Origin of the sequence: Corynebacterium sp. HMSC078H07, assembly GCF_001812805.1 — a bacterium.
Taxonomy (GTDB): Bacteria; Actinomycetota; Actinomycetes; order Mycobacteriales; family Mycobacteriaceae; genus Corynebacterium.
The window spans coordinates 94609-109665 of record NZ_KV810517.1; the positions used below are offsets into that span (position 1 = coordinate 94609).

Below are 15057 nucleotides of genomic sequence, written 5' to 3' on the forward strand. Positions count from 1 at the left end.
TTAGTGTGCGTCGATGGTGTCCTTAGCCCACTGCGTGACCCACTGGTTGGCCGTTGTGCCCTCAATAACGTCCGGGTTTGAGGCGTACATGGCATGCACACCGTTGGCCTCAATGAGGTCCATCGCGCGGTCAAGCCCGTTGCTGACATCCAGCGGCGCATCACAAATGGAGTCGTTGGGTGCGCAAATCTGGAAGGTGCGGTCGGCCAGTTCGCCAAAGCCATTGGGTCGGGCCCCACGCATGGTCGCTCCCGGCACGATGCCCTGGATAAGGGTCGAGACCGGCTGCAGCGCAATCTCCGCGCCGACGCCGCCTACTTGGGCACCGGGGTTGATGCCGACGCCTTCTTGACGACGCCCATCCGCAATCACCGCCACACCAGCCACGCTGGAGGCAGGAATGGGACCATTGCCGCCACCGATACGGTCAGCGATATCTCCCACGATGACCGCGCCTTGGGAGAAGCCGGACAAGATGAACTTCGTGTCCGGGCAGGTCTCGTGCATGTAGGTCAGCTCGCCCTCCAGACGGGAGGTTCCTTCATCACGCGATTCGTCGTAGCTCATCTCGTGTTGGGCGTTGATGTTCTTGAACTGCGCGGTATACGGCAGCGTCCACACCTTGACGTCCTCGGGAACGTACGCCTCCTTAAGAGGATTGGTGATGGAGAGCATGAAGGAGTTCGGGTTGGCACCGGGGTTGATGGGATCATCATCCGCGGCAGATTCCCACGTGCCCGGCGCGGAGACAAACTCGAAGCGCGGGCACCAGTCCGGCTGTGTGGGAGGCTCCTCCGCGGGCTGTGCCGGCGTGTCGGAGGGTTCGCTGAGAATCCCTGGTTCGCCTTGGTCGCGGGTGTTGAGGAAGTGGACCACTCCGCCGCCGATGACAACGAGGAGGACAACGACGGCGAGGACGGTGATTGTTTTACGCATGAGGAAATTTCTACCTTGGGAAGGTGCGGGATTCCCTGAGGAATCCCTGCCACGGGGCTGGGTGCGCTTGACGACGTCTCCCTCGCCACCCCGCCACACCTACTCGGCGCAGAGCGCGCTGCCCTTCTCGCTGATGAGCTGGGTCAGCTGCTCGTGGCTGAGCTCGCTACGGCCTTGCTCAATGAGCTGGCCGGCCACGGCGGGCACGGTGACGGTATCGCCTTGGCAGGCAGCCTGGGCGGCACCGACGAGCTGATCTTCTACACCTTCGGTGTTGACGCCGCCGTCGGAAAGCGCGGCCAGGAACTCCTGGTGCGGGCCTTCGGCGGGTGCGGGGGCGGGGGCGGGGATTTCGGAGATTTCGCGTGCGCCGCGGTCCTCCGGTTCTTCGCCGGAACCGCGGGAAGAGCCGCTGCCGGACGAGGCCTTGTCACTCGAGCTCGCTGCCGATGAACTCGACGTCGAGGAGGATTCCGCCCCTTCAGACGAGCCGGAAGAGCGCTCGAGCGGTGCCACGGAGGTTTCGGTGGCTTCACTCTCGTCGACAGTGGCGGAGCCACAGCCGGCCAACAGGGCACCGGTGGCCAGCAACGCTGCGGCTGTCACCCGAGCCGAGGAGCTTAGTCGTCGCATGCGCATGGCTTAGTTCTTGTCTGCCTGGATGTTGCCCATAACCTTGCGGATGACTCCATGCTGGAAGGTCTGGGTCAGACCACCAGCCGGGATCTCCTTGTAGTCTTCGGTAGGCCAGCCGAACTCGCCCTGCTCGAAGCCGTGCTTGCCCCACTCATCAAAGATGTCGCCCTTGAGGATGTAGTGCGCACCGGAGTCCATGGACCAGTAGATGTTGCCGTGCTCGAATTCCTGGAAGAAGCCGCCATTGACCGCCTTCTCCTCGCCGACTGGGTATCCCAGGTCGGACTCGGCGGCCTTGAGCTCCTTGTACTTGGCACCGATGGCGCCGTGCACAATATGGAAGGAACCGTCCGGGTTGTGGGTCAGCACACCATCCTCAAATTCCTGCACCACGCCGTCGCCAACCTTGCGGACGTCGGAGGTCGGGTACTTGAGGTCGCCCATCTCGAAGCCGTTCTTGCCCCACTCGTCGTAGAGATCCTTCGGGATTGGCCAGGCGCCGTTCTCCGGGGTCCAGTAGATGGAGCCGTGCTCGAAGTGGACAAAGCGGCCGCGGCCGTCGAGGGTCTTGCCTTCGCCGGACGTCGGGAAGCCCAGCCAGGAGGTCGGGCCGCCCAGCTCAGAGTAGCGGGCGCCAATGCGGCCGAAGACTGCGTAGGCACCGGTCTCCGGGGACCAGTAGGCAGTACCGGCCTGGAAGTCCTGGGCCTTGCCGCGCTCGGCGACGTCATACTCGTTGTTCACGCAGGAACCAATGATGCCGGACTTGGTGGCCTCCGCAATTGCGCCCACCGGGGTGCAGTCAGCGCCGCGGTCGGACTTGTCGAGACCGAGGGAGTCAGCAATGAACGGCCACGCCTCGGTCATTTCGAACTGCCAGTACTCCCAGCTGTGAACGCCTGTCGGGCGGAACTTGACCACCGGCTCCACCTTGGCGCGCTTGGCGTAATCGACGAAGGTCTGAGTAGACATGCGGGAAATTGCCTCGAGGCCTACGCCGGCCATGTTGGCCTGGCCCTTGGCCACGGAGCCGATCTGGCCGTAGTCATCCTTGCCGTTGCCAGCGGAGACGTAGACCTTCATATCCTTGAGGTTCTCGATACCCAGCTTCGGGTCGTGGTCAATCCAGTCCTGGGAGTAGAGGTCGCCCCACATGTTGGTGGAGGTGTAGCCGCCGGCATCTGCCTGCGCGGCGGTAATGGCCTCCGGCATACCGGTGGTCGTGGTGTCGAGGTATCCCGAGAAGGAACCAACGAACTTGAAGGCCCAGGGGTTGCGCTCCGCCAGGTTCATCGCGGCAGTACCGCCCATGGAGATACCGGTGACGGCACGCTGGCCGTTGGAACGATATGCCTTCTCTAGGACTGGGATGAGCTCCTGCATGAGGAAGCTTTCCCACTTGTAGTGCTTCCCGTTGTCGGGCTTCTGCCAATCGGAGTAGAAGGAGGACTCGCCGCCAACCGGCATGATGAGGTTGACGTTGCGGTCGGCGAACTGGGACAGAATGTTGGTTTCAATGGTCCAGCCAGACTCGTCGTCGCGGGCACGTAGGCCGTCGAGGGCCCACACTTCTGGGAACTTCTTGTCCGGGTTGGAGTACCAGTCGCGGGCCAGCTGGATCTGCACGACCTGCTCCTTGTCCGGCATAGCGGCGGACTTGATGTAGACCTTGAGGTGGCGGTTGGTCAGGTACTCAACACGGGAGACGGACACGCCTTCCGGCAGGCCCTCGATGTCCGGGTACTCGGTCTCAATCGGAGTGCGCTGCGGCGGGTTGGACGGCGCGAAGGAGTCGGAGAAGTTGGAGCTTCCCAGAATGTCGGTAATGCCCTCGCCGGAGCTAGAGCTGGAGGACTGCGCATTGGCCATAGGCAGCAGCGCGAAGCCGACGGCCACGGCGGTAGGCAGTGCGGCGATGGTCAGGCCCTTGCGAGCGGCGGACGGGGAACGCAGGCCTGCTGCCTTGGAGGGCTGAGCAGACTTCTGAGAAGGCGCAGTGTTCGGCATTGGTGAATCCTTGCGATGTGTCGAGTGAAGGCACGTTGCATCGAGCGGGCTCCGCAGGTTCCCCTCCTGCGGAACACGCCACTGCAGACGCGGTGAGCGGTCTAACGTGAGCTCAAGTTTAAGTTGAACTTGAGACTTTTGGAAGAGGGACACGCCCACACTTTCCTTATCGAACACGACAAAGCCGGCCCGCCTAAGCGCCTCCAGCGAATGATTCCGCTAGAAGGCGACGGACGAGCCGGCGAAAAGAAAGGTTTCTACGCGTTTACCACGCGTTCATCACGTTGAGCACCTGCGACTTGGAGTACTCCAACTCGTAGCCGAACTGCTCCCAGTTGTGCAGGCCCTGAGCCGGGTAGTTCGTCTGGAGACGCACGCCCATCGCGCGCGCCTTAAGCTCCCACATGCGGGTCGTAGCATTAGCAAAACCTTCAAGTGCCATACCGGAAGCAATATGCTCCGGCTTATAGCGCTGCTGATCCAGCGGACCCGGAATACCGGAGGCGGCGGAGACAAACACGTCGGTACCGTGAGCGGCCAGCTCCGGAATCAGGTTGAACGGGTCATTGCTGAAGCGCTTCGGGTTAATGACGGAACCGTACATGGCGTTGATGTTGAAGCCGCCGGCGTCGAGAAGCGCGAGGCGCATAAAGGTCTGCGCACCCGGCAGAGTCGTGGTGAGATAACCGGAGTAGGACAGAGCCTGGCGGAACTGCTCCGTGTGCTTGCCGGCCAACGTAATGGCTGCGGTAGCACCCATGGACAGGCCAGCAACGGAGTTATTGTTGCGGGCCACACCGAAGTTGCCCTCGAGGTAAGCCGGAAGCTCCTTAGTGAGGAAGGTCTCCCACATGTAGTTCACCGGTTCCACCAAGTCATAGGTGGCCGGGGCGCGCCAGTCTGCGTAGAAGGACGCGGCGCCACCCACCGGCATCACGAGGGTGATGTTGTGGTCGACGTAGGTACGTGCGGCGTTAACGTCATTGATCCACGCGTTGGTGCGGTCGGTAGCGCGAAGACCATCGAGGAGGTACAGGCCCGCGTTGCCGCCGTTCTTGGCCGGCTGAATCTGCACCGGGATGGTGCGGCCCATAGCCTCAGACCAGACATCACAGCGCTGAACCCAGAAACCTACGCGGTCCCACTCGCAGGCGCCGGTGGCATCGCCACGCAGCCAGTCACGGTTAGCCGCAGAGGCCTCCTGGGTGCCGGCGGTGACGACGAGGCCCAGAGCAATAGCAATGGCGGCCACAACCGCCATGACACGCGTCCGCAGTGCGGAACTTAGTGCACTCATGTTTCTCCTTAACATTCTTACTGCCACTAGTACATCGCCAACACGCCAGCGATGGTTACGGATCAATAACGAGAATCTTTTGTAGGGTAACCTACCCGCCCGCGTTTTGTCTTCCTACGGGGGTGCCTACCCGGCGGGGAGGTAGTCCGCTGGGTCCTCCGACAGCTGTAGCGTACGGCCCGTCGTCAAGGAAAAGACCAGGTTCTTACGGAAGCGCTCCCAGGACATGGGCTCGCTATACGACGCCACCAACTCCTTGAGTTCCGGGGTCTCCAGCGCAGCACGGGCTTGGCGGGTGGTGTCCTTGTCGTACCACGGCGGCAGGTAGTCAATATCTGCGCCCGACTGCGCTGCCTGCCACTCCAAGGCAAGGGATTTATCGTGGCCGATGCGCCCGCCTTCCTCGCGCGGCATCCGCGCCGCCAGAGGGGTAGCCAAACCGATGGTGTCCTGGACTCGAACATCAAGCGGCGCATTCATCGACGTCATACCAAGGTTCACCAAGAACAGCGATGGCGCCTGCTCGCGCCCTTCTTCACGCGGCACGGTGAGCCAGTTGAGGCGGTCGGCATCTTTATCCTCGACATAGATGACGGCGAGGGCATCACCGTCTTCAAGCTTTCTCATCGCCTCCGGGTAGCCATTCATGAACTTCATCGTGAGATAGTCGCGCGCTGAGCGTGGCGGATGGCCTGCCTCACGGTTGGTGGCGTAGGTCCAGAAGTCGCGCTCGTCCACGATGGACAGCGTCTTTTCATAGGAATCCCAGTCCGTGTCGTGCCCCCTGAGCACGATGACGAGAGCCCACACCGCGCACACGCCCGCAGCCAACCAGGTAACGAGCCCCTTGAGCGGTAGCACGAAAACCGGCAGCAGCGCAGCGAACAGGGGCAACAGAAGCATGCGGCCGTGCATGAAGTCACCGCCGACGCGCAGGATATAGAGCACATGGATGACCACCGCGCTCAGAAGCAGGTACGTCACCGTCGTGGAACTGCGCAGCTCAGTTGGGCGCAGCTGCGCACGGAAAGCCCAGATGCCGGCGGCCGCCAGCACGATGACGGGCAGGTACAGGGCGTAGGGCCCCACGAAATCTTGCAGATAGTTCAGGCCGCTGGCCCATGCGCTTTCCGACGCCGACTTCGCCACCGCCGTGTGCGGCGTCACCAACCCGTAGTATCCCATGCGGAAAACCTGGTACGTACCCGGGATAGGCAGGGCTGCACCCAGGATGCCGAGCCACACCTTCCAATTGCGGTGCGTGGCCAAAAGCAGAATGCCGGTCAGCCCGCCATACAGCGCAAGCTCTGGGCGCACGAGCCACGATAGGCCCGCCCAGAAGGCCAACCAGTAGGCGCTCAAAGCACTGGTGCCCTCGGCCCAACGCTGCAGCGAAGCCCACAAGGCCGCGAGGTAGAAAATGGACAGACCCCATTCGAGCCCGGAGGTGAAGAAGTCCCGGGCAGGCGGGAGCGCCAGGTAGACCAGCGCGCCGGCAGGTGCGACGAGCGGCACGGCGTTGCGGCCCGCCTCAGCGGCTTCGGAGCGGGAACGGTAGAGCCCACGGGCCGTGGCCCACGTGCCCACCACCATGGCTGCCACCGAAAGCAGCAGACCCAGATTCACCGCAATGGATTCCAAAGAGGCATCAGAAACCCAGTGCACCAGCAGAATGAGATACTGCCACAGCGTGGACGTATTGGCCTCCACGCGTTCGCCCACGTTAAAGACCGGCCCATTGCCGGCCTCGAGATTGCGGACGGTGCGCAGGACGATGAGGCCGTCATCAGAAATCCAGCGGCGCGCGAATCCTCCCCAGAAAGAGAAAACCCCGATCACCAGGACCGAGGCCAGCGCGCTCAACGCCGCCAAAGTACGTGAATCGGGTTTTCGCATGAGGAGAGAGTCTAGCACTGAGACAGCTGTGAGTACTTATCCGCCGATAACCGGCATGACATAGACCGCCATGGCGATGCAGGCCAGCCACGCCAGCGCCAGAATCTGCAGGACGCGATCCTCCAATGCAATCTCATCCGGGGCGCCGCCATTGCCGCGGTCGACGTCCGCAGCGTAGCGCAGGATGGCGATAGTAAACGGAACCATGGACACCTGGTACCACACGCCCGCCGGACCATCAGACTCATTGGACAGCTGGAAACCCCACAGCGAGTAGGACATAACCACCGCGGTGGCCGCCAGGGTCCACACAAAGCGCAGGTAGGTCGGCGTATAGCCCTCCAGGGACTTGCGGATCTTCGCGCCCGTGCGCTCCGCCAGGAGAATCTCCGAGTAGCGCTTACCGGAAGCCATAAACAGGGAGCCGAAGGCCGCCACCAGCAGGAACCACTGGGACAGCTCAATGCCAGCAGCCACGCCACCGGCCATGGTGCGGAGCATAAAACCGGAGGACACCAAGCCGATATCGATCACCGGCAGGTGCTTCCACCCGAAGCAATAGCCCAGCTGCAGGCCGATATAGATAGCCATGACAATCGCCAGCTGCGGGCCCGCAGTGGCTAGGAAAGACAGGCCAATCGAGCCGATGATGAGCACACCGGCCATCGCATAGGCCAGGCCTATCGGCAGCACGCCTGCCGCAATAGGACGGAAACGTTTCGTTGGGTGCTCGCGATCCGCTTCCACGTCGCGGGCATCATTGATCAGATAAATAGAGGACGCACCCATGCAGAAGACGATGAAGGCGAGGAGGACGTCGAGAAGCACGCGCGTATGAAACAGCGCGTCCGCACCAGCCGCGGCGGGCGCAGCGAGGACGAGGACGTTCTTGACCCACTGCTTGGGGCGCAGGGCCTTGACCATGCCATCGGCGAGGTTCTTCGGCGGCTTGCGCTTGCGGCCGGTATCGATGCCGGAGGTGTGCGGCTCCGAGTGGAAGACTTTCTGGTCGCCGTCATCAACGCGTCGGGTGCTCATCGGGTCTTCCTTTCATAGCGGTGACAGGCCTCTGCGGTGGCGGCGCCGAGGAGGGCGCCGAGCGCGGTATCGGACGGATAATGTACTCCGAGCACCATACGCGAGGCCATCATGACCGGCACGCCCACGAGCGGCGCTGGGGTTCCCATGACGTGGGCGGCGCCGACGAGGAACGCGCTTGTCGACGTCGCGTGGGACGACGGAAACGACAGCTTAGACGGCGTTTTCACGCCGACCTTCACGTAGTCATAATCCGGGCGCTTGCGGCGCACAATGCGCTTGATCACAACGCTGGCTGCGTGGGCGGTAAATGCGCCCACACCGACATAAGCCCACTGGCGGCGCGCCGCTGGCTTTGCGTAGTTCACGCCCGCGCCCACCGCGGACAGGGCCATCCAGCCCAGGGCGTGCTCGCCGAAGTGGCTTAGCGCTCGGGCAGTGGGCAGGACGCCGGGGGCGTCGAAGGCCACATCTTGGATCTTTTCCAGGGCGTGGGATTCGGCGACGGAAAGCTTACTGGGCATCGAACACCTTTCGCCAGGATTCACGGGAGGTCAGCTCCGGCAAGGCTGCACGGTACTCAGCCCGCAGGTCGTCGAAGTTATCCTCGATTTCCTTGAGCAGCTCGCGGGTAGAGCTCACCAGCTCCTTGGCCAGGTCACGGTCGCGCTTGCGGAAGGCCACGCCGGTGCCACCTGCGGTGGAGACCGTGGCGGAGTCGACGCGGGAAAGCGTAAACCACCGCGCCTCCTCCGGGGTGAGGTTGAGCTGCGGGGCCTCGTGGTGCGCGCGGTCTTCCTTGCTCACCAAGTGCTTGGCGGACTGGAGGAGCCACGGGATCTTCTTGAGCTTGCCCAAGCGGCCGCCGATGTTGCGGGTGGGCACGCCCGGCGCGCCCGTAGGTGCAGGCAGTTGGTCGGCGGACTCGATAATGACAGCGTCGGAGTAGCCCTTGCGGATCTCCGCGATACGCGGCAGTGAAGACTCCAGGATGTCGAAGAGACGATCCGGTCCGGCCAGGAAGTCCTTCATGGCTTCCAGCTGGATGGCCATTGTGGAGTATTCCATGCACATGGTGTGCTTAAGGGTGGACTTGAAGATGCTGCGCGTAATGCCGCGCGGGTCGCCCTCGTGATAGAGCGCCGCCACGATAAGACGGTTGCGCAGGTGGAAGTAGGCCTGCCAGTCGATGGCATCGTCCTTATCTGCCCAGGCCATGTGCCAGATGGCTGCACCCGGCCACGTCACCGTGGGGAAACCCTTGGATGCTGCACGTAGGGAGTATTCGGTGTCATCCCACTTGATGAACAGCGGCAGTGGCTGACCGGTGGTCTCCGCCACGATGCGCGGGAAGAGGCACATCCACCAGCCGTTGTATTCCACATCAATGCGGCGGTGCAGCGCGCGGGAGTCGTACTTCTTCGGGTCCAAGCGAGATTCCTTGGTGCCGATGGCGCGCAGCGGGTACTTGGCAAAGTCGTGGTCGTACACAGCATGCTCGGCCGCGCCCCACATGAAGTCAGCGCGGTTGACGCGCTCACCGGTGGTGCGCAGCTGGGAGCGCTCCTGCAGGTTGAGCATCTCACCGCCCACGATGAAAGGCTTGGCCGCATAACGTGCCGCTTGGACCGCACGCAGGATGGAATCCGGCTCAATCGCGATGTCATCATCCATATAGAGGATGTAGGGCGAGTCGGTATTCTCCAGTGCTTCAAACATGATGCGGGAGTAGCCGCCCGAGCCACCCAAGTTGCCCTGGCGGAACTCGCGGAAGCGCTCACCAAAGTGCGCGACGGCCTCGTCGTAGCCCGGCTCGTCCGCCGGGTGCTGGTTGCCCTGGTCCGGCATGAGGACGTAGTCGATGATGCCGTCCACCACTGGGTCCTCCGCCAGCGCCTGCAGTGCTGCGACGGCATCGGTGGGGCGGTTGAAAGTCGGGATACCCACGGCCACGCGCTTGTCCTGCGCCGAGTATTCGCTGCCGTCCGGGAGGAGCTGCGGGTTCGGGGCGTGGGGGGCGGCCCAGGAGGCGTCGGCAAGCACGGTGTCTGCCACCGCCGCGACGTCGAACCACAGCAGGCCGCCATCCTCGAAATTCTTCAGAGGCAGCTCGAACTCGTGGTGGCCAGTGGTCACCACGTGGTTGGCCACGGAAATGCGCTGGCCGTCCTGCTTGGAGCGGTAGAGGGAAATGTTGGCCTCGCCCTCGACGTCCATCACGAGCACGATGGACTTCAGCTGGGACCAGCGGCGCCAATAAGCAGCCGGGAAAGCGTTGAAGTAGGTCTCGAAGGAGGCTTCCTCGCCCGCCGGAATGGTGACGGAGGTGCGGTCGTTCCAGCTGAGGCGCTCGCGGTTGCGCTCCGATTCGATGAGGTAGAGCATGCGGACGTCGCTCGGCTCGCCGCGCTTCGGCAGCAGGATGCGCTGTACGGGTTCGTACGCAGCAGGATTGTTGGCAGTCACGATATCTTCGGTTCTCCACACAGTTTTCGACAGTATTCAGGAACCAAGATTAGTGGTTTCGCGCTCTTCCGCTGAGTTCCCACGCGGCGCTGAGCAAGGTCTGGGAAATGCAGAGGCTACCGATCGCGAAAGCCTCCAGGATCTACGAGAGATCACTGGAGGCTGTACTACTTCGCCCTCAACTAGCGTCAGGGCTCCGGAGTTTTAGGCCGTCACCGGCGCATCCTCCGAAATGGGCTCGATGCCGAGGCGGTTGAGCATGTAGATCACGCGGGCGCCGAGGTCATCGGCCAACTCGCGGGTCTCTTCCACCGTTTCAGCGGTAGCGATATCCCAAATCTTGATGTCCTTGCCTGCCTCATCGCGTGGGAGGTCGCGGCCAAGGTACACAATGTAATCCGGGATGGTCAGCAGACGCAGGTCCTCAAGGTAACGGTCCGGGTGTTCAGCCATACCGCGCTCCTGGAGCACGTGGGCCATGTGGGAATCGGACTCGTTCTCCGGGTGAGCCACGGCAGCGTCCACCAGCAGGGCATCGCCGGCGTACTTCTTCGTCAACGCCACGGCTGCCTGGGCCAGCGCATGGTCGGCGCCGGCAGCAAAACGCACGTGGATACGGTGGCCACCAAAGTGCTCACGCACTTCACGCTCCACCATCACTGGCACAAAGTCCTCGAGAGTAGCGCCTTCCTCGTGGCGCTTAATGGCAGCGTCCAGGACGGAGTTAATCTCGTCGGTGCTGTATTCGTGACCGTAGTCGGCCTGAAGATCCTGGCGCAGAGTATCGAAACGACGGGAATTCGGGGCGGTCATTTTAAACTCACTTTCTGTTCGCCTATTGTTAACCTGGAGTTTACTTTAGCGAGTTGTTGTCCCGACCTCAAGTTTTACTTTCACACCGCTCATGATTGGCGCCGGCGATGGTCTTCGGGGCCCACAAAGGCCAAAGGCCTGCCGGGTGTTCCGGCAGGCCTTCTTTGCTTGCTGCTTCTTCTTATCGGGAATCTGCGTTGCCCGATTCCGAAGCTTGAGATGTTCCTCAAGCCGCTCCGGGGACATCTTCCACATGCTGCGGTCCGCAGCCCCGGGCGCGCGCTTCCTCTTCTTGCGCTGGGCCATGCCGTCACCTCCTTCCATCGAGGTGTTTCAGCATAGCGCGCCGTGCCGCACTATAGGGAGCGGCCGGGGCAGCGCCGTAGCCTAGTGGCCACGCTCCTGCTCCAGCGCCTTGCCCTCGTTCCAGAACGGAGCCAGCTTGTTATCGAACAAGCTCAGCGCGGAGGCAATGGCCATGTGCATATCCAGGTACTGGTAAGTGCCCAGGCGGCCACCGAAGAGGACGTAGTTCTCGCGGGCCTCAGCAGCAGCGAGCTTGCGGTAAGCCTCCAGCTTGGCGCGGTCCTCCGGAGTGTTAATCGGGTAGTACGGCTCATCGCCCTTCTCGGCAAAGCGCGAGTACTCCTTCATGATGACCGTCTTATCGGCAGGATATTTATCCTGCCGTTCCGGGTGGAAGTGGCGGAACTCATGGATGCGAGTGTAGTCCACGTCAGCATCGTTGTAGTTCATCACCGGGGTGCCCTGGAAGTCACCGGTTTCCAGCACCTCCAGGTCGAAGTCGAGAGTGCGCCAGCCCAGCTCACCCTCGGCGAAATCGAAGTAGCGATCCAGTGGGCCGGTGTAGACCACCGGCGCGCTTGGCGACGCCTCTCGCAGCTCCTCGCGGACGTCGAACCAGTCGGTGTTGAGGCGGACGTCGATAAGCTCGTGCTCCGCCATCTTCTCCAGCCAGGCCGCGTAGCCGTCGACAGGCAGGCCCTCGTAGGTGTCGTTGAAGTATCGGTTATTGAAGGTATAGCGCACCGGCAGGCGAGTGATGTTGCCGGCCGGCAGCTCCTTCGGGTCGGTCTGCCACTGCTTGGCGGTGTAATCGCGGATGAAGGCCTCGTAGAGCGGACGGCCAATCAGCGCGATGGCCTTCTCCTCCAAGTTCTGTGCCTCATCCACTGCAAACTCACCGGCCTGCTCCTTAATGAGCTCACGCGCCTCATCCGGCGAGTAGTAGCGACCAAAGAACTGGTTAATCAGGCCCAGGCCCATCGGAAACTGGTAGGCCGTGCCGTCATGCATGGCAAAGACGCGGTGCTGGTAGTCCGTAAAATCCGTGAACTGGTTGCAGTAATCCCACACGCGCTTGTTCGACGTGTGGAAGAGGTGCGCACCGTACTTGTGAACCTCGATACCGGTCTCCGGCTCAGCCTCCGAGTAGGCGTTGCCGCCCAGGTGCTCGCGGCGCTCGACGATGAGCACCTTCTTGCCCAGCTGGGAGGCTGCGCGCTCGGCCACGGTTAGGCCAAAGAATCCAGATCCAACAACGATGAGGTCATATGCAGTCATGGACTCCAGCTTAAAACAGCGCTACCCCTGGTGCCGCGGATGACGAACACGCGCGTGTCACACCTCCGACCCCACACGCAACTGTCGTAACATGTGTCCCGTTGGTTAACTTTTTGCGCTCTTTTTAACCTGCAGATAGCCCCTAGGGAGTAACAGTGCAACAGAAACGTCGTCTCGTCCCCGCGAAATCTCGGTGGTCCACGCCGATTATCGCCGCGGTCACCTCCATCGCCGTGGTCACCACCGCCGCCTTCGGAGGGCATACCATTCTCCAGACCCAAGAGGCTGGCAACGGGCCGATTGAGGTTTCGTCCCACAGCGAGTCCTTCGGTTCGGGCGAAACGGTCGTCGTCGATGACCCTGCCATCGCCTCCCAAGGTGACGGCTCCGGGCCGCGCGCGGTGAAGCAGTTCCACCGTGACGAAACCTTTTCCTCCTTCGCCGTGACGTGGAAGGGCCCGCGCGATGTCGCCGCCTTCGTGCGCGCGAAGCAGCCGGACGGGTCCTGGTCCGAGTGGTACGACATGGACGCGATGTCCTACTCCGGCAATGACCCCTCTGCCACTAACGGTACTGAGCTCATCTTCGTGGGCGACACTAACGATGTGCAGGTTTCCATCAACAACGTCGATCTCGTGACGGGGTCCAACCTCGATGAATCCTTCGAGGAGACGGAGGTTGAGGAGGACGCCGCGCTTGACGACGTCTCCCCCTCCCTCGCCGCCGCCAATGCTGCCGCGGAGCGCTCCGCGAACCCGCTGCCGGCGCCTATTGCGTCCAATGTCGGTGACATTGCGCCAGTCGCGGACGTCGAGAACACCGCCAGCGTGGAGGGCCTTGAGGCCGTGTTTATGGACGGCAATGCTCAGGAGGGCGAGGTTATCGAACCCACTGCCGATACTGACGGTATGCCGCGCGTGGTATCTCGTGCTCGTTGGGGCGCGGATGAGAGCCTGCGTTGTAAGGACGCTGATTACGATGATGGCGTGAAGGCTATTGCGCTGCACCACACTGCAGGTTCCAATGATTACACCCGCGCGCAGGCAGCTGCACAGGTCCGCGCGGCATACCAATACCACGCACAAAACCTGGGCTGGTGCGATATCGGCTACAACGCCTTGGTGGACAAGTACGGCACGATTTACGAAGGCCGCTATGGTGGCCTCGACGAGGCCGTGCAGGGCGCCCACATCGGTGGCTTCAACGAAAACACGTGGGGCATCTCGATGATTGGTAATTACGAGAAGACTCAGCCGACCGCTGCCCTGCTGAAGTCAGTCACGGACCTGGCGGGCTGGAAGGCCGCTATCTCTGGTGTCGATCCGGAATCCCGCGTGAACCTTCGCTCGCAGGGCTTCTCCGGTTCGAGGTACCCGGCCGGTGCTTATGCCCCGGTCTACGGCTTCTTCGGCCACAGTGACGCTCACTTCACTGCATGCCCGGGCCGCTACACCATTGCGCTCTGGCCGCAGATTCGTGCAGCAGCGCATAAGAAATACAAGGCCATCAGGTCTGGGGCATCTGGCTCAATCGATTGGTCTGATGACTTCGAAGGGTCCACTGCAACCGACACAGCGATAGTCACCGATGAACCAGCACCGCGCCCGAACAAACCGGCAGCGCAAGAGCCGATGTCCTCGATTGGTGATTCCGAGATTCCGCTCAGCACCATCACGGCACTCCTCGGCCTAGCTGCCACGGTCTTCGGCATCATGTACAGCCGCTCCGATAAGCAGATTGACATGGACCAAAAGGTCGGCGGACTGCCGGTCGAGCAGATTCCGGGCATTGTGACCAAGGTGGTGTCCTTGAGCAAGAATGAGGGCCTCAAGGAGACGTGGACCGCAGTGCTCAACAACTTCGGACCGGTCCTGGGGCTAGCCGTGGGCGGCCCGGATGAGACATCGGGTATCATCTCGCAGCTCTTCCAGAACGGCGTGGTCCTCTACTCCGAGGAGACTGGCGCCCACGCACTGGTGGGCCAGATTGCCAAGGAGTGGGCAACCGGCGCTAACGCCGCCAAGCTTGGCTTGCCGACGTCCGACCAGATCCTCACCGGCAACGGCAAGGAAGTCCGCGTTCACTTCCAGGGTGGTTCCATCGTCTACAACCCAGATACCGAGCAGATTCACGTCTTTACGGACTAATCCTCAGCTCGAGCGGGGCTCTGCACAGCGCAGGGCCCCGCGTTGAGGATCGCCAACGCCGCGGAGGCCTTGTGGGGGGCGTCCGCGTGGTGGTGCGTGTGCTTTGCGTGGCGGTCTACCCGCCAGGTGGTTCGAGTGCGCGTTGCGCGGCTTGATACGCCGCTTGGGCAGTGATCGGTTCTGCCCAGGGTGGGATGTAGCCTACTTCGCCGCGGAGGCGGAAGACGTAGCCGGCAC

General features: G+C 62.3%; 12 protein-coding genes. 1 reads left to right on the forward strand and 11 read right to left on the reverse strand.

Going from position 1 to position 15057, the window contains the following annotated elements:
- From HMPREF2875_RS11625 to glf, 11 genes are all read right to left on the reverse strand, one after another.
- Complete coding sequence (locus HMPREF2875_RS11625; protein WP_070673329.1) at positions 1-936, reverse strand: cutinase family protein; 936 nt, start codon at positions 934-936, stop codon at positions 1-3.
- Positions 937-1035: 99 nt separating this feature from the next.
- Positions 1036-1569 carry a hypothetical protein gene (locus HMPREF2875_RS11630; RefSeq protein WP_246817109.1) on the reverse strand — a complete coding sequence of 178 codons (534 nt, stop codon included), beginning with the start codon at positions 1567-1569 and terminating at the stop codon, positions 1036-1038.
- A gap of 9 nt (positions 1570-1578) precedes the next feature.
- A complete protein-coding gene (locus tag HMPREF2875_RS11635; RefSeq protein ID WP_070673333.1) occupies positions 1579-3579 on the reverse strand; it encodes an alpha/beta hydrolase-fold protein in 2001 nt (666 codons plus the stop codon).
- 265 nt (positions 3580-3844) lie between these two features.
- The gene (locus HMPREF2875_RS11640) at positions 3845-4876 is read right to left on the reverse strand and encodes an alpha/beta hydrolase (protein ID WP_141754625.1); all 1032 of its coding nucleotides are present in this window, start codon (positions 4874-4876) and stop codon (positions 3845-3847) included.
- A 126-nt stretch (positions 4877-5002) separates the two neighbouring features.
- On the reverse strand, positions 5003-6772 hold the full coding sequence (locus tag HMPREF2875_RS11645) for an arabinofuranosyltransferase AftB family protein (protein ID WP_070673338.1): 1770 nt from the start codon (positions 6770-6772) through the stop codon (positions 5003-5005).
- A gap of 36 nt (positions 6773-6808) precedes the next feature.
- A complete protein-coding gene (locus HMPREF2875_RS11650; RefSeq protein WP_070673340.1) occupies positions 6809-7810 on the reverse strand; it encodes a decaprenyl-phosphate phosphoribosyltransferase in 1002 nt (333 codons plus the stop codon).
- Entirely contained in the window at positions 7807-8334 is a 528-nt protein-coding gene (locus HMPREF2875_RS11655) for a phosphatase PAP2 family protein (RefSeq protein ID WP_070673342.1), read from the reverse strand. The genes HMPREF2875_RS11650 and HMPREF2875_RS11655 overlap by 4 nt, the downstream gene beginning before the upstream one ends.
- Complete coding sequence (locus HMPREF2875_RS11660) at positions 8324-10276, reverse strand: glycosyltransferase (RefSeq protein ID WP_070673344.1); 1953 nt, start codon at positions 10274-10276, stop codon at positions 8324-8326. Before HMPREF2875_RS11660 ends, HMPREF2875_RS11655 begins: the two co-directional genes overlap by 11 nt.
- Positions 10277-10480: 204 nt before the next feature.
- A complete protein-coding gene (locus tag HMPREF2875_RS11665; protein ID WP_070673346.1) occupies positions 10481-11089 on the reverse strand; it encodes a three-helix bundle dimerization domain-containing protein in 609 nt (202 codons plus the stop codon).
- 45 nt (positions 11090-11134) lie between these two features.
- Positions 11135-11395 carry a hypothetical protein gene (locus HMPREF2875_RS11670; RefSeq protein ID WP_070673348.1) on the reverse strand — a complete coding sequence of 87 codons (261 nt, stop codon included), beginning with the start codon at positions 11393-11395 and terminating at the stop codon, positions 11135-11137.
- Between the two features lie 81 nt (positions 11396-11476).
- On the reverse strand, positions 11477-12673 hold the full coding sequence (gene glf / locus HMPREF2875_RS11675; protein WP_070673350.1) for a UDP-galactopyranose mutase: 1197 nt from the start codon (positions 12671-12673) through the stop codon (positions 11477-11479).
- Between the two features lie 155 nt (positions 12674-12828).
- Between glf and HMPREF2875_RS11680 the strand changes: the two genes are divergently transcribed.
- Complete coding sequence (locus HMPREF2875_RS11680; protein WP_070673352.1) at positions 12829-14820, forward strand: N-acetylmuramoyl-L-alanine amidase; 1992 nt, start codon at positions 12829-12831, stop codon at positions 14818-14820.
- Positions 14821-15057 lie beyond the last annotated feature (237 nt).

Bases quoted from the DNA above. Each gene is read 5' to 3' on its own strand.
- HMPREF2875_RS11625 (WP_070673329.1), bottom strand. From the start codon at position 936: ATGCGTAAAACAATCACCGTCCTCGCCGTCGTTGTCCTCCTCGTTGTC.
- HMPREF2875_RS11630 (WP_246817109.1), bottom strand. From the start codon at position 1,569: ATGCGACGACTAAGCTCCTCGGCTCGGGTGACAGCCGCAGCGTTGCTG.
- HMPREF2875_RS11635 (WP_070673333.1), bottom strand. From the start codon at position 3,579: ATGCCGAACACTGCGCCTTCTCAGAAGTCTGCTCAGCCCTCCAAGGCA.
- HMPREF2875_RS11640 (WP_141754625.1), bottom strand. From the start codon at position 4,876: ATGAGTGCACTAAGTTCCGCACTGCGGACGCGTGTCATGGCGGTTGTG.
- HMPREF2875_RS11645 (WP_070673338.1), bottom strand. From the start codon at position 6,772: ATGCGAAAACCCGATTCACGTACTTTGGCGGCGTTGAGCGCGCTGGCC.
- HMPREF2875_RS11650 (WP_070673340.1), bottom strand. From the start codon at position 7,810: ATGAGCACCCGACGCGTTGATGACGGCGACCAGAAAGTCTTCCACTCG.
- HMPREF2875_RS11655 (WP_070673342.1), bottom strand. From the start codon at position 8,334: ATGCCCAGTAAGCTTTCCGTCGCCGAATCCCACGCCCTGGAAAAGATC.
- HMPREF2875_RS11665 (WP_070673346.1), bottom strand. From the start codon at position 11,089: ATGACCGCCCCGAATTCCCGTCGTTTCGATACTCTGCGCCAGGATCTT.
- HMPREF2875_RS11670 (WP_070673348.1), bottom strand. From the start codon at position 11,395: ATGGCCCAGCGCAAGAAGAGGAAGCGCGCGCCCGGGGCTGCGGACCGC.
- glf (WP_070673350.1), bottom strand. From the start codon at position 12,673: ATGACTGCATATGACCTCATCGTTGTTGGATCTGGATTCTTTGGCCTA.